We start from the raw sequence: 24,376 nt of genomic DNA, 5'->3' as shown, positions 1-24,376 counted from the left end.
CTGGAGTGTTGCCGCATGGAAAAGCCCAAACGCGATTACACAGCCGTACCACGCTTTGAACAGGGACGTTTTCAGCTCATCGCCGGTTTTGGTGCTCGGTTTACCCAGGACACTGCCCAAGACATCCCTTTGCTCTGGGAAAAGTTCCTGCCCTGGCTCGGCAAGGTGCCAGGGCAGAAAGATGAAGTGACCTACGGCGTATGCTGCAATCCGGACAAGAAAGGTGGGTTCGAATACATCGCCGGCGTGGAAATCAGCCGGCTCGACGATTTGCCGCCACAATACCGTTGGATCGAGATCCCGCCCGGGCCCTACGTCGTGTTCGAACACAGGGGCCCGCTGAAGACACTGCCGCAAACCTTCCAATACATCTGGAACGAGTGGCTACCGCAGTCCGGCCACAAAGGGGCCTGCACACCGGAATTCGAACGCTACAGCGAAGACTTCAACCCCAGGACCGGCCAAGGCACCCTGGAGATCTGGATCCCGCTCAAGCCGAGTTGACCGCCACGGCTTCAGTACAGGCTGGCCTGTATCCGTGCGGGCGCTTCACGGTCGTAAGTTTCGGCATCGAACTGCCCATCATTCAAGCGCTTGTGGATTGCCCCGGCGCTGGGCAGGGCCGAGCGTTCAAGGTGGCGAGCCGGATTCCACAGGTCTGAGCGCACGATGGCTTTGGAACAATGGAAAAACGCCGCTTCGACCGACACCAGCAACACCGTGCGGGCCGGCTTGCCGTTGACCGCAAAGCGCTCCAGCAGTGCGGGTTCGGCGCTGATCCGGGCGGCACCGTTGACCCGCAAGGTCTCGCCAATCCCGGGAATGAGGAACAGCAGCGATACCCGCGGATCGTGCAGAACGTTGCGCAGGGTGTCGATGCGGTTGTTGCCGGGACGATCCGGCAAGGCCAGGGTACGCTCGTCGAGGATCTGCACGAAACCCGGCACATCGCCCCGGGGCGAGCTATCGAGGCCATCGGGCCCTGCCGAACCGATGACCACCAGCGGCGAAGCCCGGATCATCGCCTGATAATCCTCGTTCAGGAAGGGGATCTGTTTACGCACTGCCCGTTCGTGGGGCAGGCCATAAAGGGCTTCCAACTGTTCAATCGACGTCAACATCATCCATTCATCCTGAGTCTATTGGGCAAGTTCTATCAAAACACCAACCCCATCCGCCGCTCATAACCGATGCGGCCCTTGTAGGCTTCGCCACTGTCGACCCAGCCCAGCCGGGTGTACAGGCCGATGGCCAAGTCGTTGTCGGCGTCGACCGAGAGTTCCAGGCCACGGATTTCCGGCCAGGCGGCTCGTGCCACGGCGGGCAACGCCTGCAGGCAGGCCTTGCCATAGCCTTTGCCTTGGGCCCGATGGTCGACTTGCAAGGCATGCAGGGTGGCGCTGTGTTCGTTGGCCCAGGCGGGCAGTACCGGCGGGCGCTTGAGCAGCAGGAAGGCTACCGGCACCTCTTCAGCCAATAACGCAAAGCCTTTGACCCCCGGGCCGGGCTTGGACAGCAGCATGTGCAGGGCGCCATGGATATCGCCGGCGAACTTGATCTGTTCGGGGTGGATTTCGATGGCGCTGACCTGTTCGCGTTGCAGCGCGGTCAGGTCTTCGTAGGGGACGAGCTGAGGGGTCACAAAAACGTCCGTTGTTTGCCGGCAGAATAGGACCTGGATTCTAGCGAATTTTTTTCTTTGAATTATTTTTGTTGGATTGTCGATTCGCTGTTTCTCCAAACGACAAAGGGTGTCTTCAACAAAAAACTGCGGAGAATCACCATGAATACCCAAGCCACTGAAACCGAAATCCAGACCCTGATCGACACCTATCGCCAAGCCGTCATGGCCAAGGACGTCGAAAAAGTCATGGCGCTCTATGACGAGGACATTGTCTCGTTCGATGCCATCCAAGCCTTGCAATTCAAGGGCAAGGCCGCCTACCGGGCCCATTGGCAAGCCTGTATGGAAATGTGCCCCGGCCCGCACAAGTTCGATTTCCATCAGGTCAAGATCACCCCGGCCGACAACATCGCCTTCGCCCACTGGCTGGCCTATTGCGGCGGTACCAACGAAAAAGGTGAGGAACAGGCCTGCTGGATGCGTGTGACGGCCTGCTACCAGCGCGTAGCCGGACAATGGCGGATCGTCCACGAACATTGGTCCGCGCCATTCGACCCGATGGCCGGGACGGCGCTGTTCGACCTGCAACCCTGATCGTCGGTTTTTTCGCCGAGCGTCATTCTGCCGTCCATAGTTGATCAGTCCGATCACGGAGCCTTCCATGAAGTACCTATGCCTGGTGTATAGCAACGAACACACGCTGCACAACTCGCCTGACAGCCCGGAGGACGCCGAGTGCATGGCCTATGCCGAATCGATCCTGGGCAGTGGACGCATGCTGGCCGCCGAGGCGTTGGAGTCGGTACAGACCGCCACCACGGTGCGCATGCGCGGCGGCAAGCTGTCGATCACCGACGGCCCATTCGCCGAGACCAAGGAGCAACTGGCGGGCTTCTACCTGATCGACGCCAAGGATCTCAACGAAGCCATCCAGGTCGCCGGCAATATCCCGGCGGCCCGGGTCGGCTGTGTCGAAGTACGACCGGTACGCCAACTGAACCCCTGAACAACAATCACAAACAGGATTTCATTCATGAACCTTACAGCTGCCCCTTACGCGTTATCCATCAGCCGGGTCATTGACGCCCCGCGCCAGAAGATCTTCCGCGCCTGGACCGAGCCGGGCTTGCTCGTCCAATGGTGGGGTCCCCATGGCATGACCACGCCGGAGTGCGAAATGGACCTGTGGGTCGGCGGTCAGTTTCGCACCCTGATGCGCGCCCCCGATGGCAGTGAATACCCGACCATGGGCGTGTTCCTGGAGATTCTCGCCCCGCAGCGCCTGGTGTTCACCGATGCGTTCCTGCCCGGCTGGATTCCCTCCGGCAAGGCCTTCATGACCGCTGAAGTGCTGCTGGAGGAGGTGGACGGCAAGACCCGTTACACCGCCCGGGCGCTGCACTGGAGCGAGGAGGATCGCCAGGCACACGAAGCCATGGGCTTTCATGACGGTTGGGGCCAGAGCCTGGACCGGCTTGAGACGCTGATTACCCAAGGCATGCCCGACTGATGTCGGTCGAAACGGTCAAGGCGCGGGTCGAGCAGGTTTATCGGCAAGACTCGCGGCGGATCCTGGCGACGCTGATTCGCCTGCTGGGGGACTTCGATCTCGCGGAAGAGGCCTTGCACGAAGCCTTTTTCATTGCGGTCGAGCGCTGGCAGCGCGACGGTGTACCGGACAACCCGCGGGCCTGGCTGGTGTCTGCCGGGCGCTTCAAGGCCATCGACAGTTTGCGTCGCCGCGCGCGTTTCGCTGCGTCCCGACCGATGTTGATCGCCCAGCTCGAAGAGCTGGAGCAGGGCCAGTGGAGTGACGAAGACGTGGAAGACGATCGCCTGCGGCTGATTTTTACCTGTTGCCACCCGGCCCTGGCGGCGGATGCCCAAGTGCCCCTGACGCTGCGGGAAGTCTGCGACCTGACTACCGAACAAATCGCCCGGGCGTTCCTCGCCGCCCCTGCGGCCATTGCCCAGCGCATCGTGCGGGCCAAGGCGAAAATTCGCGATGCCAGGATCCCCTATCAGGTGCCGTCCCGCGCGGAACTGCCGGAGCGGCTGGACAGCGTGCTGCGGGTAATTTACCTGGTATTCAACGAAGGGTATTCGGCCTCGATGGGCGCCGAGCTGACCCGCGAAGACCTGACCCGCGAAGCCATCCGTCTCGGGCGTCTGCTGATGGAGTTGCTGCCCGAGGCCGAGGTCATGGGGTTGCTGGCGTTGATGCTGCTGCACGAATCCCGGCGACCGGCGCGAACGTCGTCGACCGGTGAGCTGATCCTGCTGGATGAACAGGCGCGATCCTTGTGGGATGCCGAGCTGATCGCCGAGGGCTGCGCGCTGGTGGAAGCCGCGCTAAAAACACGGCGGTTCGGGCCGTACTGCCTGCAAGCGGCGATTGCGGCGGTGCATGCCGAAGCGCCGACCGCCGAGGAGACCGATTGGCCCCAGATCGTCGGGCTTTATGATGTGCTGCTGCGTGCCGTGCCATCGCCGGTGATCGAACTCAACCGCGCCGCCGCCCTGGCCAAGCGCGATGGGCCGGAAGCAGGCTTGCGTCTGGTCGAGGCGATTCTGGGGCGTGGGGAGTTACTCGACTATCACCTGGCCTACTCGGCGCAGGCAGAATTCTGTCGCCAATTGGGGCGATTGGACGAGGCGAGGGCGGCGTATCGACGCGCGCTTGAGTTGACGCAGCAATTGCCGGAACGGCGGTTTATCGAAGGGCGGCTTGCGGGGTTGCAGTGATGAGCCACCAAACGACGAAACTCCTGTGGGAGCGGGCTTGCTCGCGAAGGCTGAGTGTCAGACTACACCAATGTCGACTGTGCCGACGTCTTCGCGAGCAAGCCCGCTCCCACAAGGGAATTGATAGCAGATCGCGCATTTTCGAAAACGCCAGAAACCACTGTGGGAGCGAGCTTGCTCGCGATAGCGGTGGACCAGCCAACATCAATGTCGACGGATAGACCCCCATCGCGAGCAAGCTCGCTCCCACAGGTTTTGTGGCTTGGCTGGCTGCGTTAACCCTCAGCCAGCCGGTGTTGATCAGAACTCGTGATCAGCGCTGTCCGGGTTCAGGTCGCTGATGCCCAGTTTGCCCGCAGCCTGTTCGATCGAACCGGTCTGCTTGACCAGTGCGGCGATGGCGTCGCGCACGATCTGGTTGCCAGCGGTGTTGCCGGCGGCGATCAGTTGGTCGTAGTGCTCACCCTTGTTGGCGTGATCGACCATGACCTGGATCTTGGCTTCGGTGTCGGCCAGGTCGGCCTTGAGCGCGGTGTCCGCGGCCGGGTCGGCCTTGGCCACCAGGGACGACAGGCTGGCGCCGGTCATCTTGCTGCCGTCGACGCGGGTGTATTCGCCCAGGTACACGTTACGCACGCCCTTGGCATCGTAGAAGTGCGAGTTGTGGGTGTTGTCGCTGAAGCAATCCTGCTCGTCTTCTGGCGAGTTGGCTTCCAGGGACACCTTCATACGCTCGCCCGCCAGTTCACCCAGGGACAGGCTGCCCATGCCGAACAGCATCTTGCGCAGGCCGCTTTCGGCCGGCTCGGCTTCCAGGGTGGCGCGGTAGTTGTCGGCCACGTTCGGTTTCCAGTTGCCGACCATTTCCTGCAGGTCATTGACCAGCAGTTGGGTCACGGACTTGAGGTACGCACGACGACGGTCGTTGTGGCCGCCAGTGGCACCGGCGCCTTCCAGGTAATCCGAAGCAGGGCGATTGCCGGCACCCGGGCCAGTGCCGTTGAGGTCTTGGCCCCACAGCAGGAATTCGATGGCGTGGTAGCCGGTGGCGACGTTGGCCTCGGAACCGCCCAGCTCGTTCAGGCTGGCGAGTTTTTCCGGGGTGATGTCTTTGACGTCGACTTTGTCTTCGCCAACCTGGACTTCGGTATTGGCGATGATGTTGGCGGTCGCGCCCGGGTTACCCAAGGCGTGCTCGTAGGATTTGTCGACGTAATCGATCAGGCCTTCGTCCAAGGGCCAGGCGTTCACTTGGCCTTCCCAGTCGTCGATGATGGTGTTGCCGAAGCGGAACACTTCGCTTTGCAGGTACGGCACGCGTGCGGCGACCCAGGCAGCCTTGGCGGCCTTCAGGGTCTCGGCGTTCGGCTTGGCCAGGAACGCGTCGACGGCGGTTTGCAGGGTCTTCGCAGTGGATTCGGCATCGCTGTAGACGGCATAGACGATGTCGGCATAGTGCGCGACAACGGCCTTGGCGGCGGCTTCGTCGATTTTGCCGGCGGCAGCAGGGGCGACCGGTGCCGCGGTGCTGGCGGCCGGCGTTGGCGCTTGCGGCGCGGCGGCCTTGTCTTTGCCTTCGCCGCAACCGGCGAGGGAAATAGCGATGGCCAGCAGACTGGCGGTAGCCAGGGGCATACGAATCATGGCGAACATCCTGCTTCGGTGATGGATGGGACAGGCGCGAGGGTGCGCAAAAACTGCGACATAATGCGAAAGATTTGCATTATGTGTAAAGGGTTATGGTTGTAAATATTTCTTATTTAATGATGCAGATCACCCCGTTTCGGCGGCGTCCGTAGGAGCTGTCGAGCGAAGCGAGGCTGCGATCTTGTCTCAGCCAATGGAGTCGCAAGTGAAAGATCAAGATCAAAAGATTGCAGGCTTCGCCAGCTCCTACAGGGGGGCTTGGAGGAATCAGATGATGGACACCTTGGCGCGCTCGGCCTGCTTCAGGTAAAGGCCCAATTCCCGGGCCGGCAGCGGTTTGCTGTAGTAGTACCCCTGACCTTCGTGGCAGCCCTCGGCGATGATGTAGGCTTCCTGCTCGACCGTCTCGACGCCCTCGGCAATGACCTGCATCCCCAGGCTCTTGCCCAATTGGATGATGGCCCGGACGATGGTTGCGTCGTCTTCGTCGTCGAGCAGGTCCTGGACGAAGCTCTTGTCGATCTTGATCTTGTCCAGCGGCAGGCTCTTGAGGTAGCTCAGGGACGAATAGCCGGTACCGAAGTCATCGATGGCAATCAGCGCCCCGGAGCGGCGCAGGCTCAGCAAGTGCTGGGCCGCGGTGGTGATGTCTTCCATCAGGCCGGTCTCGGTGACTTCCAGCTCCAGGCTGCGCGGCGGCAGCCGGTACATCTGCAGGAGATTGTTCACCACCCGCGGCAGCTCGGCGTGGTGCAGTTGCACCGTCGACAGGTTGACCGCCATGCGCAGGTCGAGGAAACCCTGGTCGTGCCATTCGCGCAATTGCCTGCACGCCTGGTCCAGCACCCATTCACCGATGGCGATGATGGTGCCGTTCTGCTCGGCCAGGGGAATGAACAGGTCCGGCGGGACCAGGCCGTGCTCGGGATGGTGCCAGCGGATCAGGGCTTCGGTGCCCACCACCCGCAGGTCGCGGTAGCTGATCTGTGGCTGGTAAACCAGGCTGAATTGCTCGCGGACCAGGGCCTCGCGCAGGTCTTTCTCCAGTTCGCGACGACGGCGCATCTCGCTGTCGACGCTGGCGATGTAGAACTGATAGCGATTGCGCGAGCGGCTCTTGGCCAGGGTCATGGTCTGCTCGGCTTTCTGCAAGAGTTTCTCGGTGCTGTCGCCGTCTTCAGGGAAGAGGGTGATGCCGATGGTAGCCCGCAGGCGGATTTGCTGATCGTCGATGGCGAACGGCGCTTCCAGGTCATCGAGGATGCTCTGGGCCAGTTCGGCGGCCTCGTATGGCTGTTCGATGTCGGCCTGGACCAGGGCAAACTGGTCGCCCCCCAGCCGCGCCAGTGCTCCGAGCCGGCCACTGTGGGCCCGCAGTCGATCGGCCAGGGCCAGCAGCAACTGGTCGCCGGTCTGATAGCTGAACTGTTCGTTGATGCCCTTGAAATCATCCAGCCCTACACACAGCACCGCCACCCGACGTTGCAGGCGTCCGGCGTCCACCAGGATCTTGTCCAGTTGCTGTTGAAGTTGCTGGCGGTTGGGCAGGCCGGTGAGAAAGTCGTACTGCGCCATTCGCAGCAGGCTGTTTTCCGCTTCGTGGCGCAGGTGCGTGTTGCGCTCGATGGATTCGAGCAGTTGGTTGGCGGTGTTGATCCACAGGCCCAGCTCGTTTTGCTCGTGGCCGCGCAACTGCGGGATCTTGTGCGCGCTGGGGCGATCGGGGTTGATTTCGGTCAGGTGCTCGATGATCCGCGACAACGGCTTGGTCAGCAGCCAGTGATAGACCAGGTACAGCACCAGGCCCATGGCCAGGGCCCGCAGCATCCCGGAGATGAAGATGATCACCGAGCTGACGATGAAACCTTCGCCGTAGGTGGCGGTGTCGAGGGTAATGCTCAGGTCGCCGTAATATTCGCTGTAGGGGCCTCGTCCCACCAGTTGCGTGGTGAAGGTGCGTTCCTTGCCCAGGATCAGGTCGGTCAGCCAGCGGCTTTCGGAGTGCTGCAAGGGCCGGGTTTTTTCGGCGAGCATGGTTTCGCGGGGATGGCCGATGGACGCCATGCGCACAGCTTCATCCTGGAACAGGCCCTCGATTACTTGCATGCCCATTTCCCGGTCCAGGCTGTAGACGGCCTGGGTCGACGGATCGCGGAACATGTCGAGGATACGCTGGGCGTCACTGGCGACGGCCTGGTTGGTTTTGTAGGCATCGAACACGATCTGGGCGCAGCTCAAGACCACGCCAACGATCAATGCCGAGAGGAGCACGACCCGGAGCAACTTCACAGACAAGCTGTTCTTGAGTTCCAGCTTCAAAGAGTGGTTCCTTGTTCCGTGCGGGTAGCGTCAAGTTGCCATGAGTATTGGCAATCCTGTGATGTCAGTCAAAGGGACAATCAAACACAAGGTTTTTCGCTTGAAACCTGACCGATATACGTTTTTTCCAGAGTGATTGCTCTACGACCATTGTGTCGGTTGAAAGGCACCGTAACTTGAGGCCTGTCAGGATTTTTTCTTGAGTTCCAGGCGCGAGGTAGCTTGCCCGCGGTCAATTTGCCGCGCAAAAAAAACCCGGCACGGCGCCGGGTTTCTTTGGTCTGGCATCGAGCTTAGGCAGTGAAGGCTTTACCTTCGAACTGCTCGGCGACGAACTTCCAGTTGACCAGGTTCCAGAACGCTTCGACGTATTTCGGACGAACGTTGCGGTAGTCAATGTAGTAGGCGTGTTCCCACACGTCGCAGGTCAGCAGCGGGGTGTCGCCGTTGGTCAGCGGATTACCGGCACCGATGGTGCTGGCCAGGGCCAGGGAACCGTCAGCTTTTTTCACCAGCCAGCCCCAGCCGGAACCGAAGGTGCCGATGGACGTCTTGCTGAATTCTTCCTTGAACTTGTCGAACGAACCGAAGGCTGCATTGATGGCTTCGGCCAGCGCGCCGGTTGGTTGACCGCCGGCGTTTGGTGCCAGGCAGTTCCAGTAGAAGGTGTGGTTCCAGACCTGAGCGGCGTTGTTGAAGATACCGCCCGAGGAAGTCTTGACGATTTCTTCCAGGGTCTTGCCTTCAAACTCGGTGCCAGGCACCAGGTTGTTCAGGTTCACGACGTAGGTGTTGTGGTGCTTGTCGTGGTGGTATTCCAGAGTCTCTTTGGAGATGTGCGGCTGCAGTGCATCGTGTGGGTAGGGCAGCGGCGGCAATTCGAAAGCCATGGTGATTCTCCTAATCAGGTCAGTTGCGGTGAGCGCAAGGCCGATCACGGGCGGCCAGACTAGCGCCGGGGAGTTTGTACTCTTTGCGGCGCAGGAGTCGGATCATAGCACCGGGGGTGCGGCATAACCACGCAACAACTGTGTGGAATAGAGGTTCCAGAGCGGTTTGGAATAATCAGCCGGTGACAATCAATTGCACCGCCACGGTAAACATCATCACCGCCACCAGCAGGTCCAGGATCCGCCAGGTGCTTGGACGGGCCAACCACGGGGCCAACCATGCCGCGCCGATGGCCAGGGTGAGGAACCACAGCAGCGAGGCACTGGCCGCGCCCACCACGTAGGCGCCGGGCACGCTCTGCTGGGCGCCGAGTGAGCCGATCAGCAGCACGGTGTCGAGGTAGACGTGGGGATTGAGCAGCGTCACCGCCAGCGCGCTGAGCAACACCGCCCGTAGCGAGCGCACGGCTTGGTTTTCACCCTGTTGCAGGCTCTGCTTCGAGCAGGCCCGACGCAAGGCCAGGCTGCCATACCAGAGCAGGAACGCCGCGCCGCCCCAGCGGGCTATCGACAGCAGCAATGGGCTCTGGGCCAGCAAGGTCGCCAGACCGAAAACCCCGGCGGCGACCAACAGGGCGTCACAGGCGATGCACAGCGCCGCGACCGGCAAGTGATGCTCGCGGCGCAGGCTCTGGGCCAGCACAAATGCGTTTTGGGCGCCGATGGCCATGATCAGCCCGAGGGCCACCAAGAGCCCGTTCACATAGCTTTGCCACATCGTTTTATCCCCGGTCAGTTGATGAATTGCTGGCCATTCTCCTGTGGCTGGATGTATAAGAAAAACCAATATTGCTGATTGCTCATTAGGAAAACTGATGTTCGATTACAAATTGCTCTCTGCTCTGGCTGCCGTGGTCGAGCAGGCCGGTTTCGAGCGCGCGGCCCAAGTGCTGGGCTTGTCGCAGTCGGCTATTTCCCAGCGGATCAAGCTGCTGGAAGCGCGTGTCGGCCAGCCCGTTCTGGTGCGTGCCACACCGCCGGCGCCGACGGAAATCGGCCGACGGTTGCTCAACCACGTGCAACAGGTGCGGCTGCTCGAACGCGACTTGCAAAGCCTGGTACCGGCGCTGGATGAGGAGGGGTTGCCGGAGCGGCTGCGCATCGCCTTGAACGCAGACAGCCTGGCGACCTGGTGGGCGCTGGCCGTCGGTGATTTCTGCGCCGAGCATCAGCTGTTACTCGACCTTGTGGTGGAAGACCAGACCGTCGGCCTCAAGCGCATGCGCGCCGGAGAAGTGGCGGCCTGTGTCTGCGCGAGCGAACGCCCGGTGGCGGGTGCTCGCAGCGTGTTGCTGGGGGCGATGCGCTACCGGGCGTTGGCCAGTCCGGCCTTCATCGCCCGGCACTTTCCCGACGGCGTGCGGGCCGATCAACTGGCCCGCACGCCGGCATTGGTGTTTGGTCCGGATGATTTCCTGCAGCACCGCTACCTCGCATCCGTGGGCGTGGAGGGTGGTTTCGAGCATCATTTGTGCCCCTCGTCCGAAGGTTTCATCCGTCTTGCCGAAGCGGGATTGGGCTGGGGGTTGGTGCCGGAGCTGCAGGTGCGCGAACAGCTGGAACGAGGCGTGCTGGTGGAATTGTTGGCAGATAAACCGATCGATGTGCCGCTGTACTGGCATCATTGGCGCAATGGTGGGCAGTTGCTCGGCTTATTGACCGAGCGATTGATCGCAGCGGCAAGCAGCACGCTGCAAGCGGTAAGTGAAAAGCGTCTGGCTTGAAGCTTGTGGCTTGTAGCTCGAATCTGATTTTTAGGAGCATGCATGAAGATTTTGGTCACCGGCGCGAGCGGCTTCATTGGCGGGCGCTTTGCGCGTTTCGCCCTGGAGCAGGGCCTGGATGTACGGGTCAACGGTCGCCGGGCCGAGAGTGTGGAGCATTTGGTGCGACGCGGTGCGCAGTTCGTCCAAGGCGATCTGAGCGACCCGCTGCTGGCCCGCGACCTGTGCCTGGATGTCGAGGCCGTGGTGCATTGTGCCGGCTCCGTGGGGCTGTGGGGCCGCTACCAGGATTTCCACCAGGGCAATGTCCAGGTCACGGAAAATGTCGTCGAGGCCTGTCTCAAGCAGAAGGTACGTCGCCTGGTTCATCTGTCCTCGCCGTCCATTTACTTCGACGGCCGTGACCACCTCGGGTTGACCGAAGAACAGGTGCCCAAGCGCTTCAAGCACCCTTATGCTGCCACCAAGTACCTGGCCGAGCAGAAAGTCTTCGGCGCCCAGGAGTTCGGCCTCGAAGTGCTAGCCCTGCGTCCGCGCTTCGTGACCGGTGCCGGTGACATGAGCATTTTCCCGCGCCTGTTGAAAATGCAGCGCAAGGGAAGACTGGCCATCGTTGGCAACGGGTTGAACAAGGTGGATTTCACCAGTGTGCAGAACCTCAACGAAGCGTTGCTCAGCAGTCTGCTGGCCACCGATTCAGCCTTGGGCAAGGCCTACAACATCAGCAACGGCGCACCGGTTCCGCTGTGGGATGTGGTCAATTATGTGATGCGCCAGATGGAAGTCCCACAGGTCCGACGTTATCGTTCCTACGGCTTGGCTTACAGCGTCGCGGCGCTGAATGAAGGTGTCTGCAAGCTGTGGCCGGGTCGCCCCGAACCGACGCTGTCGCGCCTGGGCATGCAGGTCATGAACAAAAATTTCACCCTGGACATCAGCCGGGCCCGGCATTATCTCGATTACGATCCGCAGGTCAGCCTGTGGACGGCGCTTGATGAATTTTGCGCTTGGTGGAAGGTCCAAGACGCCCGCTGATCGGCCCATCATGAACCGAGTGCCCGGTTCGGGGTCAATCGGTGCGGCGGGCGAGAGGGTTATACTCGCCGCATCAAGCCATTACCGGTTTCCCAAAGGTCGAACCATGCCCATGCGTAACGATGCCAACGACGACTTCGATGATGTACCGAGCCTGCGGATGCGGGCCGACATTCCCGATGACGATGATTTCATGCCCAACCGCCAGCCCCACGTGCAAGCGCGCCCGGCGCCCGCTGGCGTGGCGAAGGTCAAGGGGCCCAGCACCGGGCCGCTGTGGGCACTGGTCGGCGCGCTGCTGTGTGCATTCGGTTTCCTGGCCTGGTGGAGCTTCCAGCAGATTTCCCTGATGGAGCAGCAACTGGTAGCGACTCAGGAAAGCTTTGCCCGGATCAGTGAGGATGCGGCGGGGCGCTTGCAGGACATTTCCGGCAAGGTGGTCGCCGGGCAGTCCAACGTCATGAGCGACAGTGAAGCCTTGAAGCTGCAGATCAAACAGTTGGAGAGCAAGCTGCAGGAGCAGGGGCGGCAATTCGACAACAAGCTGGTGGAGCAGTACAAACAGCAGCAAGCCACGTTCGGTCCGTCCGCTGACCTGGACAAGGAATTGGCCCAGCTCATTGCCCAGGCCTCTGAGCAGCAGAACACCAACACTCAGCTACAGGCTTCCAACAAGGAGCTCCAAACCCAGGTCAAAGCGCTGGCGGCTGAAGTGACCGCCCTGAAAGGCCAGGGCGAGGGTGGTGCCCTGGATGCCCAGCTCAAGAGCATCGGTGCCGACATCACCGCCCTTAAAAGGGCCACCTCCAACTCTGCCATCGACCGCCTGGAGCAGGACGTGATCGTGCTCAAGAGCCAGCAGGACAAGGGCGGCAACACTGCCGAGTTCGACGCCTTCCGCGGCCAGGTCACCCGTAATATCAACACCCTGCAGGCGCAGATCCAGAACTTGCAGCAGCAACTTAGCGCTGGGCAATAGGCCGGTAGGCATGAGCTTGCCCGCGATGGGGCGTCGCGCTTGAATGTGCCGCCGCCATCGCGAGCAAGCTCGCTCCCACAGGAAACGCGGTCCAGTGTGGGAGCGAGCTTGCTCGCGATGGCGTCCTGTCAATCAATACCAATACTCACTGACTCACCACACTCTCCAGCAATCCCCTGAATACTCCAACATCACCCCACGCCGTCTACGCTCTTGAAACACCAACAAGAACGAGGGGCGCACGCATGGTTTTTTTTCACAGGATGGCCTGGCTGGGCGCAATGCTTATGTTGGGGCTAGCCCCCGTTCATGCAGCGACACCTGACGATGGCCAGGCAGCCCGGGCGCTGCTGGAGAAGGCCTTGGCCTATTATCACGACAACGGCGAGAAAGCCTTTGCCGCCTTCAGTCGCCAAGGGGAATTTGTCGACAAGGATCGCTACGTGTTCGTGGTGGATACCCAGGGTGTGATGCTCGCCAGCGGCGGGCCGTCCTCGGCGTTGATCGGGCGGGACGTGTCCGAGGTGCTGGGGCCGGATTTGCGCAAAGCCTTCAAGGACGCCTTGAAAACCCCCGAGGCCAGTGGCATCCAGCAAGCTGAGTACCGTTGGCAGAACTGGGCGGACGGCAAGGTCGAGCGCAAACATGTGTATTTCCAGCGTGTTGGTGAGCGAATCCTGGCCGTCGGCTACTACCTGCCACGTGCTTCCGCCGAACAGGCCAGGGCGCTGTTGGACAAGGCCTCGAGTGACCTGCTGAAAAACGAGAAAGCCACGCTGACGGCGGTTAACTCACTCAAGGGCGGTTATCTGCAGGATGATTTGTATGTCTTTGTCGTCGACCTCGATACCCGGCGCTATGTCGGTCATGGCACCAATTTGCGTTTGATCAATACTGACTTTTCCAGGGTCAAGGATCCGGATGGCAAACCGGTTGGGGAGCCGATCCTGGCCATGATCGGCAAGCAGGATGTGGGGGAGTATGAGTATCGCTGGAAGAATCCGGTGACCGGGAAGGTTGAGGACAAGCATGCGTATTTGAAGAAGGTTGGGCATTTTCTGGTGGCGGTGGGGTATTACAGTCCTTGAGGGGGGCTTCGTTTGGTGTGTATATCCGTTGCTGCGGTAACGGCTACTTAGGGTTCCGCTCTTACAGCGGGTCACTTTTGGAAGAGCGCCAAAAGTAACCAAAAGCGCTTTGCCCCACCACTCGGCACCTCGCCTAGGCTCGGTGTGCCCGAACGAAGGCATTGCTCCGTGGGCCGCCGCGAAGGGCCATCCATGGCCCAGCGCGGCTACCTCGGCATCCATGCCGAGGTGCCCACTGCGCAATGCCTGCGTTCGGCCATCGTGGTTAACGGGGCGCCCCAGATCAAAAACAAAAGCGAGGCGGCCTGATAGCCGACCTGGTTCTTGGTGGGACCGCGTTTCTCCTGTGGGAGCGAGCTTGCTCGCGAAGCGGAGTGTCAGTCGATGAGGATGTTGGATGTGCCGGCCTCTTCGCGAGCAAGCTCGCTCCCACAGAAGTACTGTGGCTCACATGAATTCTGTGACCACTGAAGATCAAATGTGGGAGCGAGCTCGCTCGCGATAGCGGTCGTTCAGTTACAGAGGCGTTGGATTTGCTGCCATCATCGCAAGCAAGCTCGCTCCCACAGAAGTACTGCGGCTCACATGAATTCTGTGACCACTGAAGATCAAATGTGGGAGCGAGCTTGCTCGCGATAGCGGTCGTTCAGTTACAGAGGCGTTGGATTTGCTGCCATCATCGCGAGCAAGCTCGCTCCCACAGGAGAAACGCGGTCCCACCAAGAACCAGATCGGCTATCAGGCCGCCTCGTGGTGGGGCAGAAGCGCTTTGGTTACTTTCGACTGGGCCGGCTTCCGGGCTTTTCGAAAGTGACCCGCCGTAAGGGCGGAACCCTAAGCCGCCGTTACCGCAGCAACGGATATACACCCGATAAAAGCACCACAGCCGGCCCCCCAGCCAAAATCACCCAGCCACCAACACCCGAATCGCCTCCAACCGCAACGCCGCCTTCTCAAGCATCGCCAGCCCTTGCTCGCGCTGTTGGCGCAGGGCCACCAGTTCACTGTCGCGCACGGTCGGGTTGACCGCTTGCAGGGCGGTCAGGCGGGCCAGTTCCTCGTCGGTATCGGCGGCCAGGCGGCGCTGGGCCTCGGCCACGCGTTCGGCGTGACGCGGGGCGATCTTCTCTTCGCCGGCATTGATCCGTGGCGTGAGCTGGTCGCGCTGGGCCTGGATGAACTTGTTGGCGCTGGCGCGGGGCACGCTTTCGAGTTGGTCGTTCAGGGTTTCGAACGAAACCCGGGCGGCCAGGTCGTTGCCGTTGGCGTCCAGCAGGCAGCGCAGGGCGGCCGGCGGCAGGTAGCGGCCCAGTTGCAGCGAGCGCGGGGCGACCACTTCGCTGACATAAAGCAGTTCCAGCAACACGGTGCCGGGCTTGAGCGCCTTGTTCTTGATCAGCGCCACCGCGGTGTTGCCCATCGAGCCGGACAGCACCAGGTCCATGCCGCCTTGCACCATCGGATGCTCCCAGGTGATGAACTGCATGTCTTCGCGCGACAGCGCCTGGTTGCGGTCGTAGGTGATGGTCACGCCTTCGTCGTCGCCCAGCGGGAAGCTGGCGTCGAGCATTTTTTCGCTCGGCTTGAGGATCAGCGCGTTTTCCGAATGGTCCTCGCTGTCGATACCAAATGCGTCGAACAGGGTTTCCATGTAGATAGGCAGGGCAAACTGATCATCCTGTTCAAGAATGGCTTCCACCAGCGCATCGCCTTCACCGGCGCCGCCGGAGTTGAGCTCCAGCAAACGGTCGCGGCCGGTGTGCAACTCGGCTTCCAGGCGCTCGCGTTCGGTACGGGCTTCATCGATCAGCGCTTGCCACTGGCCATCGTCGGCTTCTTCCAGCAAGGGCAGCAGGCGCGGGCCGAACTGGTGCTGCAAGGCGTTGCCGGTCGGGCAAGTGTTGAGGAAAGCGTTCAGGGCTTCGTGATACCACTGGAACAGCCGCGCTTGCGGGCTGGTTTCCAGATAAGGCACATGCAGCTCGATGACGTGTTTCTGGCCGATCCGGTCCAGACGGCCGATGCGCTGCTCCAGCAAGTCCGGGTGGGACGGCAGGTCGAACAGCACCAGGTGATGAGCGAACTGGAAGTTGCGACCCTCACTGCCGATTTCCGAGCAGATCAGCACCTGGGCGCCGAACTCTTCGTCGGCGAAATAGGCCGCCGCGCGGTCACGCTCCAGGATGTTCATGCCTTCGTGGAACACCGTGGCCGGAATGCCGGAGCGCACGCGCAAGGCGTCTTCCAGGTCCATGGCGGTTTCGGCGTGAGCACAGATCACCAGCACCTTGGTGCGTTTGAGCATCTTCAGGGTGTCGATCAGCCACTCGACCCGCGGGTCGAAACGCCACCAGCGTTCTTCTTCGCTGGCGTCCGGCTGGGCCTGGAAGCTGACTTCCGGGTACAGCTCGGCGTGATCGCCCAACGGCAATTCGAGGTATTCGGCCGGGCAGGGTAGAGGGTAGGCATGCAGCTTGCGCTCGGGGAAGCCTTGCACGGCGGCGCGGGTGTTGCGGAACAGCACGCGGCCAGTGCCGTGGCGGTCCAGCAATTCGCGCACCAGGCGGGCGCTGGCTTCGACATCGCCATCATTGACAGCGGTCAGCAATGCTTCGCCTTCATTGCCCAGGAAGCCGTGGATGGTCTTGTGGGCTTCAGGCGAGAGGCGGCCTTTGTCCAGCAACTCCTGCACGGCTTCGGCCACCGGGCGATAGTTTTCGCTCTCGGCGCGGAAGGCCTTGAGATCATGGAAGCGGTTCGGATCCAGCAGGCGTAGGCGGGCGAAGTGGCTGTCCTGACCCAGTTGTTCCGGAGTCGCGGTCAGCAGCAGTACGCCCGGGATGGTTTCGGCAAGCTGCTCGACCAGGGCGTATTGCGGGCTGACCTGGTCTTCGTGCCACACCAGGTGATGGGCCTCGTCGACCACCATCAGGTCCCAGCCGGCGGCGAACAGCGCGTCCTGGGCCTTTTCATCGTCCACCAGCCACTCCAACGCCACCAGGGCCAGTTGGGTGTCTTCGAACGGGTTGCTGGCATCGCTTTCGATGAAGCGTTCTTCGTCGAACAGTGCGACCTGCAGGTTGAAGCGCCGGCGCATTTCCACCAGCCACTGGTGCTGGAGGTTTTCCGGCACCAGGATCAGGACGCGGTTGGCGCGGCCGGACAGCAATTGACGGTGGATGACCAAGCCGGCCTCGATGGTCTTGCCCAGGCCCACTTCGTCGGCCAGCAATACCCGCGGCGCAATGCGGTCGGCCACTTCACGGGCAATGTGCAATTGGTGGGCAATCGGCTGGGCACGTACGCCGCCCAGGCCCCAAAGCGAAGACTGCAATTGGCGACTGGTGTGTTCCAGGGTGTGGTAACGCAGGGAGAACCAGGCCAGCGGGTCAATCTGGCCGGCGAACAGACGGTCGCTGGCCAGGCGGAACTGGATGAAGTTCGACAGTTGGGTCTCGGGCAGGGTGACGACTTCGTTCTGCCCGTTGAGGCCGTGGTAGACCAGCAGCCCATCGACGTCATCGACTTCGCGCACGGTCATCTTCCAGCCTTCGAAGTGAGTGATCACATCGCCCGGCGAAAACCGTACACGGGTAAGTGGCGCATTCCGTAGCGCGTACTGGCGAGTGTCGCCAGTGGCCGGATAGAGCACGGTCAACAAGCGGCCGTCCTGTGCCAGAACGGTGCCTAAACCCAGCTCGGCTTCGCTGTCACTGATCCAGCGTTGCCCCGGTTGATACTGCTGCGCCATGCTGCCTGACTCCCGCCTTGAAAAAGCCGGTTATCTTAACGGAAGGATCCTTCAGACCAAAGGATTTACGTACGCTGATTCATTACCAACGGCACGGAACTTACGCTTGCCCAGCGATCAAACAAGCTCGGCCCTGGTGATCGCTGCAATTGCCAACTGGGTCACAAGTTTCAGACCGGCGGTTCAAGCTGCCACTTTAGCCGCCGACAACCTGAAGACAGGAGAACTTTATGTTGCCACCCATGCTCCCTTTGAGCGCCGTACCCATCACCGCTCAACAGGATCCGGTTCGTCAGCGACCGGACATCCCGCCCGTGGTTCCGGTGCAGCAAAGCTCCAACGAAAGCACCATCGACCTGCAAAATCGTGACCCGGAAGAGACCGCGCTGCTGCTGCGCGAGGAGCAGCGTCGCCAGCAGGAACGCGAGCGCCGCCGCCGCGAGGCCGATGAAGACCCTGAAGAGCACCTGGCCGTACCGGGTACCGAACTCAACGCCGACAACACCGTACCGGTGGTGCCGCTGATCGACGACGAGACACGCCAGGGCCTGTGGGTCGATATCCAGATCTGATCCAGGCGTTTGCCTGCATCCACAGGCTGGTCAACGCCGCCAACAGCCCGCATCATGGGCGCATCCGCAATTCACTGCACGATGCCCACACGCCATGAGCCAAGAAGACAAACTGATCGACCTCAGCGCCGAGCGCGCCAAGCGCGTTCACGACCTCAACGAAAAACGCCTCAATGAAGTCCGCCAGGCCTTCGAGCAGGCCATGCCGTTGGGCAAGCCCAAGAAAAAGCCGAAGAACAAGCCGAAAAAGCGCTGAACCCCCTCGATCCATTGATGCAGATCAGTTATTTCCCCACCTTTGCGCTCCGTTGCGGGCGTTATTGACCCCGGTCAATTTTCATCCAGGCCTGATTGGTTACCTTGAACCCATCGCAACAGGGGCAAGACCAGGAGGCTAGTCATGTTTTTCGATAATGTGGTGTTTGCCGGGGTGTTGACGGTCGGCCTCATGTTCGTGTTTTTCGCAGGTTTCGGATTATTCATCTGGAAAGATGCACACAAGCGGAAAAAACCGTAGGTCTTTCCGGCTACAACGAGCACGCAAGGCATTTTGGGCGACTTCGGTCGCCCTTTTTTTTTGAGCAGATTTCCCCTGTTCCACACAAGCCCATTGTGGGAGCGAGCTTGCTCGCGATAGCGGTATGTCTGTAGATACATGTGTTGACTGACCCGGCGCCATCGCGAGCAAGCTCGCTCCCACAGTAGTCAGGTGTCCGGGCATAAAAAAAGGTGCGACCCGTAAGGGTCGCACCTTTTTTGCAAGCCGCTAGAATCAGCTACCCAGGGCCTTGGACGCCAGCCAGAACAGCCCGGCCGACAGCGCCACCGTCGCTGGCAGGGTCAATACCCAGGCCAGCAGGATGGTTCGTACCGTGCCACCTTGCAGGCCGCTCTTGTTGGCGACCATGGTGCCGGCCACGCCCGAGGACAGCACGTGGGTGGTGGAAACCGGCAGGCTGAAGATATTCGCCATGCCGATCATGCACGCGGTGGTGATCTGCGCCGACATGCCCTGGGCGTAGGTCATGCCTTGCTTGCCGATCTTCTCGCCGATGGTCAGCACGACACGTTTCCAGCCAACCATGGTGCCCAGGCCCAGCGCCAGTGCGACAGCCAGGATCACCCAGAACGGGGCGTATTCGGTGGTGGCGGTCAGGTCCTTGCGCAGCTTGTTCAGGTCGTCTTTCTCACGGGCTGCCAGGCCTGGCAACTTGCCAACCTTCTTCGCCGTGTCGTCCAGGCAAAGCAGGTAGCGACGAACCTCGATGCGTCGTTCCGACGGCAGCGAGTGGTAGTCCGCCACGCCTTTGAGCGTGTCGAGCAGGGCATTGATGGTCGGCTCGGTCTGCTGCGGGTTGCAGCGGAACTTCTCCGGCAGATCGCCTTTCACGCTTTTGCCCAGCGCCAGGTATTCACCCAGGGATTCGTTGTTGCGTTGGTAGAACTGGCTCAGGTGCAGGGTCGCGTCACGGGTCCGTTCGATCTGGTAGGTGGTGCTGCCCAGGTCGAGTACGAATTGCGCCGGCACGATACCGATCAGCACCAGCATGATCAGGCCGATGCCTTTCTGGCCATCGTTGGAACCGTGGACAAAGCTGACGGCCATGGCCGAGATCACCAGTACCAGGCGATTCCAGAACGGCGGGTGCTTCTTATCGTCGATCTTGCGGCGCTGTTCCGGTGTCTTGTGCATCTTCGACAGCGGGCGCCACCATTTCAGAGCGATCAGCACCAGGGCGGCGATCAGGAAGCCGGCCATGGGCGAGAACACCAGGGAGGCGCCGATATCGATCGCCTTCTGCCAGTTCACCCCATCGGCCAACGGGATATCGTTGATCAGGGCGTTGGCCAGGCCCACGCCGAGGATCGAGCCAATCAACGTGTGGGAACTGGAGGCCGGGATACCGAAGTACCAGGTGCCCAGGTTCCAGGTGATGGCCGCTGCGAGCAGCGAAAACACCATGGCCAGCCCGTGTCCGGTGTTCACATTGATCAGCAGCTCCACGGGCAGCAGGTGAACGATGGCGTACGCCACCCCCACGCCGCCCAGCAGCACACCGAGGAAATTGAACACACCGGAAAAGAACACCGCCAGGTGAGGCGGCATAGCTTTGGTGTAGATAACAGTGGCAACCGCGTTAGCGGTGTCATGAAAGCCGTTGATGAACTCGAAGGCGAGGACAAAAGCCAGGGCGAGCAAGAGGCTCACGAGCACCCAAGCATCCAGTCCGCTGAATAAATCGATCATGAAGGTTTTCTGACCCGGTCGTAAGGGGGCGCGATTATGCCAGAAAACCTTGGCAATCGATGCATTGCCTGCTCGTCGGTAACATTCTTCAACGAAATAATTTGTAGGAAAGCCTCAAGGGCGAGGTTTTCCGCGGGACGCGTAACCCCTTGATTCAGGGGGGCAAAGCGCATCTGGCCGGGATCACCGCCAGCGGTAGGACGCCTCGAGGGATTGTATGAAATATCTGAAAAGGAGGTCGGCCATGACCCTTCCCGACCGTCGGACGGGAGCGGATGGCGGCCCGCTCATGGCGGGCGTGCGCTACGGTTTCCGGCCTGGGTGGTGGCCGGAGACCTCTTCACAAGAACATCGGGCCCGGAGCGTCACTGCTCTTCGGCTTTGAGTTCTTTTTCCATTTTCTGGAGTTCCTGGGTGAAGGCCTGGTCCTGAACGGTGGCGCGCTTACGCCAAGGCTTGCGTTCCGGTTCAGGTTGCGCGGCGTAGGTGGTGACTTCCCCGCCGTAAACTTCCTTGTAACGTTGTTCCTGGCGCTCAAGTTCCGCGCGCAGTTCGTCTTTCGTCACAGTTTTACCTAAATTAATTGAAGTTGAATCTGGTGATACGCACTGCATGTGGACATGCAGACGGCCACGGCACCAGAGCTGACAGCTGACGTAGCATCAGGGCTTCGCGTTGTTGCCAAACAGGGGAAGCGACCATGAAGGTGCTTCGGGCACCGGGGTAGCGACCACGATGCCTGCGTACGGGAACGGTCGATTGGCCGTACCGTCGCTGTTTTGCATTATAGCGGTCCAGCCGAATAACACTATCGGGAAAAAGTAAAAGACGTTGTTGTTGTGTGAACTCATGTTTGTATGTGCAACTTGTATCACAGCTTGCAGAAAGATGCCGGCGAGTGCCAGTAACCAGATGCCATTGAGGCCAACAAGTTCAAATATCGCCAGCCCCTTCACGGCAAACCGCGTGTCACTGTTTCCTTCGACTTACTGGCGAACGCACGCGCGGCTGGCCAACACACGGGTCTGATTGCGATTATCGGTCGACGGTTCGATAATCGAACGATCTTGGCCGGCAGCCCTTGCTTGCCCATCGTGCAGCCGTTTGAATAGCCGTCACTTCCGGGGAAGGATCAGACATGAACGACCAATTGCGCAATGCCTTCACTTCCGTCGCGCCACCGATCGTCGCCTCGCCGGCCAAGCGAATCCAGGCGCTGACCGGCGATCCTGACTTCATGACCTCCTTGGCCCGCGGGTTGGCCGTGGTCCAGGCCTTCCAGGAGCGCAAGCGGCACCTGACCATCGCCCAGATCAGCCATCGCACGGAAATTCCCCGCGCCGCCGTCAGACGTTGCCTGCATACCTTGATCAAGCTTGGCTACGCCACCACGGACGGGCGTACCTATTCGCTGTTGCCTAAAGTGTTGACCCTCGGTCACGCCTATCTGTCCTCCACGCCCCTGGCCGTTTCTGCCCAGCCGTACCTGGACCGCATGAGCGAGCAACTGCACGAAGCCTGCAACATGGCCACGCTTGAAGGCGACGACATCCTCTATATCGCCCGTTCCGCCACCACCCAGCGCCTGATCTCGGTTGACCTGTCGGTGGGCGGGCGCCTTCCCGCCTATTGCACCTCGATGGGCAGGATTCTCCTGGCGGCCCTGGATGACGCTTCGTTGCGCGATTACCTCGACCATGCCGACCTGCAAGCCAAGACCAGCCGCACTTTGCACACACCCGAAGCGTTGCTCGAATGCGTGCAACAGGTGCGCCAGCAGGGCTGGTGCATCGTCGACCAGGAACTGGAACAGGGCCTGCGTTCGATTGCCGTGCCGGTGTACGACGCTTCCGGCCAAGTGGTGGCCGCGCTCAACGTCAGCACCCATGCTGGGCGGGTCAGCCGCAATGAGCTGGAACAGCGCTTCCTGCCAGGCTTGCTGGGGGCCAGTCGCGACCTGAGCGCGCAACTGTTCACTTAAGCTGTTCGATAAACGCACACAGTCGGCGACGATGAATTGACGGTATTTGCCTGGCCTCATTAATGTCGCGCAGCGTCATCCGGCGTGTTTCGCCGGTCTCTGATTCGTTCGCCTGCGTTTCTTGCGTGGAATAAAAATAAAATGAACCAGCCCCAGACCTCCGTAGGCAACTGCCTTGATGTGCAGTCCTTCATCAATGCCCAACCCATTTCGCGCTATCAGTGGCGGGTGGTGATCCTCTGTTTCCTGATTGTGTTCCTTGACGGCCTCGACACCGCGGCCATGGGGTTCATCGCCCCGGCCTTATCCCAGGACTGGGGCATCGATCGCGCCAGCCTCGGCCCGGTGATGAGCGCCGCGCTGATCGGCATGGTGTTTGGCGCACTGGGCTCAGGGCCGCTGGCTGACCGCTTCGGGAGAAAAGTCGTACTGGTGGGCGCGGTCCTGCTGTTCGGCGCGTTCAGCCTGGCGTCGGCCTACAGCACTAACGTCGATCAATTGCTGGTCTTGCGTTTCCTGACTGGCCTGGGCTTAGGCGCCGGCATGCCGAACGCCACCACCTTGCTCTCGGAATACACCCCGGAGCGCAAGAAATCCTTGCTGGTGACCAGCATGTTCTGCGGTTTCAACCTGGGCATGGCCGGCGGCGGGTTCATCTCCGCCAAGCTGATACCGGCGTTTGGCTGGCACAGCCTGCTGCTGATTGGCGGGATCCTGCCGTTGATCCTGGCGGTGGTATTGCTGTTCTGGCTGCCGGAGTCGGCGCGTTACTTGGTGGTGCGCAATCGCGGTACCGACAAAGTGCGCAAGACCCTGGCACCCATCGAGCCGCATACCGTGGCCCAAGCGGCGAGCTTCAGTGTGCCGGAACAGAAAACCGTGAAAGCCCGTAACGTACTGGCGGTGATTTTCTCCGGCAGCTACAGCGCCGGCACCTTGCTGCTGTGGCTGACCTATTTCATGGGGCTGGTGATCGTCTACCTGCTGACCAGTTGGCTGCCGACCTTGATGCGCGACAGCGGCGCGAGCATGGAACAGTCCGCGTTTATCGGCGCGTTGTTTCAATTCGGCGGCGTGTTGAGCGCCGTCTTCGTGGGTTGGGCGATGGACCGGTTCAATCCGCACAAGGTCATCGGCCTGTTCTATCTGATGGCCGGGGTGTTTGCCTACGCGGTGGGGCAGAGCCTGGGCAATATCACTTTGCTCGCTACCCTGGTGCTGGTGGCGGGCATGTGTGTCAACGGCGCGCAATCGGCGATGCCTTCCCTTGCGGCGCGTTTCTATCCGACCCAGGGCCGGGCCACCGGCGTCTCGTGGATGCTGGGTATCGGTCGCTTCGGGGCGATCCTCGGGGCCTGGATGGGCGCGACCCTGCTTGGCCTGGGCTGGAATTTCGAGCAGGTCCTGACCGCGCTGGTCATCCCCGCCGCCCTGGCGACCACGGCGGTGGTGATCAAGGGCATGGTCAGCCATGCGGATGCGACCTGAGCCAACGGCATAACCCTTGTGGGAAGACAAAACTGTGGGCAGGCAGGATCCCTGTGGGAGCCGAGCTTGCTCGCGATAGCGGTGGATCAGGCATGTATCCATCGCTGACACATCACCATCGCGAGCAAGCTCGGCTCCCACAGGGTCTGCTCTCACGGGGGGGCTCCGTGTACTTTGGTAGATCGATAGCCAAACAACAATCTGTTCGATAAACGAACACTCAGT

General features: G+C 61.0%; 25 protein-coding genes. 15 read left to right on the top strand and 10 right to left on the bottom strand.

Features of this window, described 5'->3' with window-relative positions; genetic code table 11:
- Positions 1-15: 15 nt before the first annotated feature.
- On the top strand, positions 16-504 hold the full coding sequence (locus AC3A5O_RS11435; RefSeq protein ID WP_487753194.1) for a GyrI-like domain-containing protein: 489 nt from the start codon (positions 16-18) through the stop codon (positions 502-504).
- 11 nt (positions 505-515) lie between these two features.
- Here AC3A5O_RS11435 and AC3A5O_RS11430 read toward each other — a convergent pair whose 3' ends face one another.
- Complete coding sequence (locus AC3A5O_RS11430; RefSeq protein WP_487753216.1) at positions 516-1,121, bottom strand: pyridoxamine 5'-phosphate oxidase family protein; 606 nt, start codon at positions 1,119-1,121, stop codon at positions 516-518.
- 35 nt (positions 1,122-1,156) lie between these two features.
- Complete coding sequence (locus AC3A5O_RS11425) at positions 1,157-1,642, bottom strand: GNAT family N-acetyltransferase (protein ID WP_122566818.1); 486 nt, start codon at positions 1,640-1,642, stop codon at positions 1,157-1,159.
- A gap of 141 nt (positions 1,643-1,783) precedes the next feature.
- Between AC3A5O_RS11425 and AC3A5O_RS11420 the strand changes: the two genes are divergently transcribed.
- From AC3A5O_RS11420 to AC3A5O_RS11405, 4 genes are all read left to right on the top strand, one after another.
- Positions 1,784-2,218 carry a YybH family protein gene (locus AC3A5O_RS11420; protein WP_487753193.1) on the top strand — a complete coding sequence of 145 codons (435 nt, stop codon included), beginning with the start codon at positions 1,784-1,786 and terminating at the stop codon, positions 2,216-2,218.
- Between the two features lie 67 nt (positions 2,219-2,285).
- Complete coding sequence (locus tag AC3A5O_RS11415) at positions 2,286-2,630, top strand: YciI family protein (protein WP_487753192.1); 345 nt, start codon at positions 2,286-2,288, stop codon at positions 2,628-2,630.
- 27 nt (positions 2,631-2,657) lie between these two features.
- A complete protein-coding gene (locus tag AC3A5O_RS11410) occupies positions 2,658-3,134 on the top strand; it encodes an SRPBCC family protein (RefSeq protein ID WP_487753191.1) in 477 nt (158 codons plus the stop codon).
- Entirely contained in the window at positions 3,134-4,369 is a 1,236-nt protein-coding gene (locus AC3A5O_RS11405) for an RNA polymerase sigma factor (protein WP_122566815.1), read from the top strand. Before AC3A5O_RS11410 ends, AC3A5O_RS11405 begins: the two co-directional genes overlap by 1 nt.
- Before the next feature lie 300 nt (positions 4,370-4,669).
- On the opposite strand, the gene AC3A5O_RS11400 is transcribed toward AC3A5O_RS11405, so the two are convergent.
- The 4 genes from AC3A5O_RS11400 to AC3A5O_RS11385 all read right to left on the bottom strand — a co-directional run bounded on the left by AC3A5O_RS11400 (position 4,670) and on the right by AC3A5O_RS11385 (position 10,003).
- A complete protein-coding gene (locus AC3A5O_RS11400; protein WP_460079876.1) occupies positions 4,670-6,013 on the bottom strand; it encodes an imelysin family protein in 1,344 nt (447 codons plus the stop codon).
- 270 nt (positions 6,014-6,283) lie between these two features.
- Positions 6,284-8,335, bottom strand: coding sequence for a putative bifunctional diguanylate cyclase/phosphodiesterase (locus AC3A5O_RS11395; protein ID WP_122566813.1), 2,052 nt, complete (start codon positions 8,333-8,335; stop codon positions 6,284-6,286).
- 293 nt (positions 8,336-8,628) lie between these two features.
- Positions 8,629-9,225, bottom strand: coding sequence for a superoxide dismutase (locus tag AC3A5O_RS11390; RefSeq protein WP_122566812.1), 597 nt, complete (start codon positions 9,223-9,225; stop codon positions 8,629-8,631).
- 175 nt (positions 9,226-9,400) lie between these two features.
- Positions 9,401-10,003, bottom strand: coding sequence for a LysE/ArgO family amino acid transporter (locus AC3A5O_RS11385; protein ID WP_122566811.1), 603 nt, complete (start codon positions 10,001-10,003; stop codon positions 9,401-9,403).
- A gap of 97 nt (positions 10,004-10,100) precedes the next feature.
- Here AC3A5O_RS11385 and AC3A5O_RS11380 point away from each other — a divergent pair, with 97 nt between their 5' ends.
- The 5 genes from AC3A5O_RS11380 to AC3A5O_RS11360 all read left to right on the top strand — a co-directional run bounded on the left by AC3A5O_RS11380 (position 10,101) and on the right by AC3A5O_RS11360 (position 14,420).
- Positions 10,101-11,009 carry a LysR family transcriptional regulator ArgP gene (locus tag AC3A5O_RS11380; RefSeq protein WP_305470055.1) on the top strand — a complete coding sequence of 303 codons (909 nt, stop codon included), beginning with the start codon at positions 10,101-10,103 and terminating at the stop codon, positions 11,007-11,009.
- A 42-nt stretch (positions 11,010-11,051) separates the two neighbouring features.
- Complete coding sequence (locus AC3A5O_RS11375) at positions 11,052-12,044, top strand: NAD-dependent epimerase/dehydratase family protein (protein ID WP_305470057.1); 993 nt, start codon at positions 11,052-11,054, stop codon at positions 12,042-12,044.
- Positions 12,045-12,150: 106 nt separating this feature from the next.
- Entirely contained in the window at positions 12,151-13,023 is an 873-nt protein-coding gene (locus AC3A5O_RS11370; protein ID WP_487753190.1) for an ATPase, read from the top strand.
- 245 nt (positions 13,024-13,268) lie between these two features.
- Positions 13,269-14,111 (top strand): cache domain-containing protein, encoded by an 843-nt coding sequence (locus tag AC3A5O_RS11365; protein WP_487753189.1) that lies wholly within the window; start codon positions 13,269-13,271, stop codon positions 14,109-14,111.
- A gap of 168 nt (positions 14,112-14,279) precedes the next feature.
- On the top strand, positions 14,280-14,420 hold the full coding sequence (locus tag AC3A5O_RS11360; protein WP_163006771.1) for a hypothetical protein: 141 nt from the start codon (positions 14,280-14,282) through the stop codon (positions 14,418-14,420).
- A 595-nt stretch (positions 14,421-15,015) separates the two neighbouring features.
- On the opposite strand, the gene rapA is transcribed toward AC3A5O_RS11360, so the two are convergent.
- Entirely contained in the window at positions 15,016-17,862 is a 2,847-nt protein-coding gene (rapA, locus tag AC3A5O_RS11355) for an RNA polymerase-associated protein RapA (protein WP_122566806.1), read from the bottom strand.
- Between the two features lie 230 nt (positions 17,863-18,092).
- Between rapA and AC3A5O_RS11350 the strand changes: the two genes are divergently transcribed.
- From AC3A5O_RS11350 to ccoM, 3 genes are all read left to right on the top strand, one after another.
- On the top strand, positions 18,093-18,434 hold the full coding sequence (locus tag AC3A5O_RS11350; RefSeq protein WP_122566805.1) for an aspartate-semialdehyde dehydrogenase: 342 nt from the start codon (positions 18,093-18,095) through the stop codon (positions 18,432-18,434).
- Between the two features lie 94 nt (positions 18,435-18,528).
- A complete protein-coding gene (locus tag AC3A5O_RS11345) occupies positions 18,529-18,690 on the top strand; it encodes a hypothetical protein (protein ID WP_163006773.1) in 162 nt (53 codons plus the stop codon).
- 144 nt (positions 18,691-18,834) lie between these two features.
- Positions 18,835-18,951, top strand: a complete 117-nt coding sequence (ccoM, locus tag AC3A5O_RS11340) for a cytochrome c oxidase subunit CcoM (protein ID WP_025212288.1) — start codon at positions 18,835-18,837, stop codon at positions 18,949-18,951.
- Between the two features lie 255 nt (positions 18,952-19,206).
- Here the strand turns inward: ccoM and AC3A5O_RS11335 are convergent, their stop codons facing one another.
- The 3 genes from AC3A5O_RS11335 to AC3A5O_RS11325 form a co-directional block, all read right to left on the bottom strand.
- Positions 19,207-20,682 (bottom strand): inorganic phosphate transporter, encoded by a 1,476-nt coding sequence (locus tag AC3A5O_RS11335; protein WP_122566804.1) that lies wholly within the window; start codon positions 20,680-20,682, stop codon positions 19,207-19,209.
- A 365-nt stretch (positions 20,683-21,047) separates the two neighbouring features.
- Positions 21,048-21,248: a hypothetical protein gene (locus AC3A5O_RS11330; protein ID WP_003184509.1), complete on the bottom strand. Its 201-nt coding sequence runs from the start codon at positions 21,246-21,248 to the stop codon at positions 21,048-21,050.
- Between the two features lie 96 nt (positions 21,249-21,344).
- Positions 21,345-21,638, bottom strand: coding sequence for a hypothetical protein (locus AC3A5O_RS11325; protein ID WP_122566803.1), 294 nt, complete (start codon positions 21,636-21,638; stop codon positions 21,345-21,347).
- Positions 21,639-21,820: 182 nt separating this feature from the next.
- Here AC3A5O_RS11325 and pcaR point away from each other — a divergent pair, with 182 nt between their 5' ends.
- Together pcaR and pcaK are read left to right on the top strand one after the other, a co-directional pair.
- The gene (gene pcaR, locus AC3A5O_RS11320) at positions 21,821-22,663 is read left to right on the top strand and encodes a pca regulon transcriptional regulator PcaR (RefSeq protein WP_487753188.1); all 843 of its coding nucleotides are present in this window, start codon (positions 21,821-21,823) and stop codon (positions 22,661-22,663) included.
- A gap of 141 nt (positions 22,664-22,804) precedes the next feature.
- Positions 22,805-24,151, top strand: a complete 1,347-nt coding sequence (gene pcaK, locus AC3A5O_RS11315; RefSeq protein ID WP_122566802.1) for a 4-hydroxybenzoate transporter PcaK — start codon at positions 22,805-22,807, stop codon at positions 24,149-24,151.
- The last annotated feature ends 225 nt before the right edge of the window (positions 24,152-24,376 follow it).

The organism is Pseudomonas sp. Soil_N_39 (genome assembly GCF_057655955.1).
This window is presented reverse-complemented; position numbering and strand designations above follow the sequence as displayed.

Bases quoted from the DNA above. Each gene is read 5' to 3' on its own strand.
- AC3A5O_RS11435 (WP_487753194.1), top strand. From the start codon at position 16: ATGGAAAAGCCCAAACGCGATTACACAGCCGTACCACGCTTTGAACAG.
- AC3A5O_RS11430 (WP_487753216.1), bottom strand. From the start codon at position 1,121: ATGTTGACGTCGATTGAACAGTTGGAAGCCCTTTATGGCCTGCCCCAC.
- AC3A5O_RS11420 (WP_487753193.1), top strand. From the start codon at position 1,784: ATGAATACCCAAGCCACTGAAACCGAAATCCAGACCCTGATCGACACC.
- AC3A5O_RS11415 (WP_487753192.1), top strand. From the start codon at position 2,286: ATGAAGTACCTATGCCTGGTGTATAGCAACGAACACACGCTGCACAAC.
- AC3A5O_RS11410 (WP_487753191.1), top strand. From the start codon at position 2,658: ATGAACCTTACAGCTGCCCCTTACGCGTTATCCATCAGCCGGGTCATT.
- AC3A5O_RS11405 (WP_122566815.1), top strand. From the start codon at position 3,134: ATGTCGGTCGAAACGGTCAAGGCGCGGGTCGAGCAGGTTTATCGGCAA.
- AC3A5O_RS11400 (WP_460079876.1), bottom strand. From the start codon at position 6,013: ATGATTCGTATGCCCCTGGCTACCGCCAGTCTGCTGGCCATCGCTATT.
- AC3A5O_RS11390 (WP_122566812.1), bottom strand. From the start codon at position 9,225: ATGGCTTTCGAATTGCCGCCGCTGCCCTACCCACACGATGCACTGCAG.
- AC3A5O_RS11385 (WP_122566811.1), bottom strand. From the start codon at position 10,003: ATGTGGCAAAGCTATGTGAACGGGCTCTTGGTGGCCCTCGGGCTGATC.
- AC3A5O_RS11380 (WP_305470055.1), top strand. From the start codon at position 10,101: ATGTTCGATTACAAATTGCTCTCTGCTCTGGCTGCCGTGGTCGAGCAG.
- AC3A5O_RS11375 (WP_305470057.1), top strand. From the start codon at position 11,052: ATGAAGATTTTGGTCACCGGCGCGAGCGGCTTCATTGGCGGGCGCTTT.
- AC3A5O_RS11370 (WP_487753190.1), top strand. From the start codon at position 12,151: ATGCCCATGCGTAACGATGCCAACGACGACTTCGATGATGTACCGAGC.
- AC3A5O_RS11365 (WP_487753189.1), top strand. From the start codon at position 13,269: ATGGTTTTTTTTCACAGGATGGCCTGGCTGGGCGCAATGCTTATGTTG.
- rapA (WP_122566806.1), bottom strand. From the start codon at position 17,862: ATGGCGCAGCAGTATCAACCGGGGCAACGCTGGATCAGTGACAGCGAA.
- AC3A5O_RS11350 (WP_122566805.1), top strand. From the start codon at position 18,093: ATGTTGCCACCCATGCTCCCTTTGAGCGCCGTACCCATCACCGCTCAA.
- AC3A5O_RS11345 (WP_163006773.1), top strand. From the start codon at position 18,529: ATGAGCCAAGAAGACAAACTGATCGACCTCAGCGCCGAGCGCGCCAAG.
- ccoM (WP_025212288.1), top strand. From the start codon at position 18,835: ATGTTTTTCGATAATGTGGTGTTTGCCGGGGTGTTGACGGTCGGCCTC.
- AC3A5O_RS11335 (WP_122566804.1), bottom strand. From the start codon at position 20,682: ATGATCGATTTATTCAGCGGACTGGATGCTTGGGTGCTCGTGAGCCTC.
- pcaR (WP_487753188.1), top strand. From the start codon at position 21,821: ATGAACGACCAATTGCGCAATGCCTTCACTTCCGTCGCGCCACCGATC.
- pcaK (WP_122566802.1), top strand. From the start codon at position 22,805: ATGAACCAGCCCCAGACCTCCGTAGGCAACTGCCTTGATGTGCAGTCC.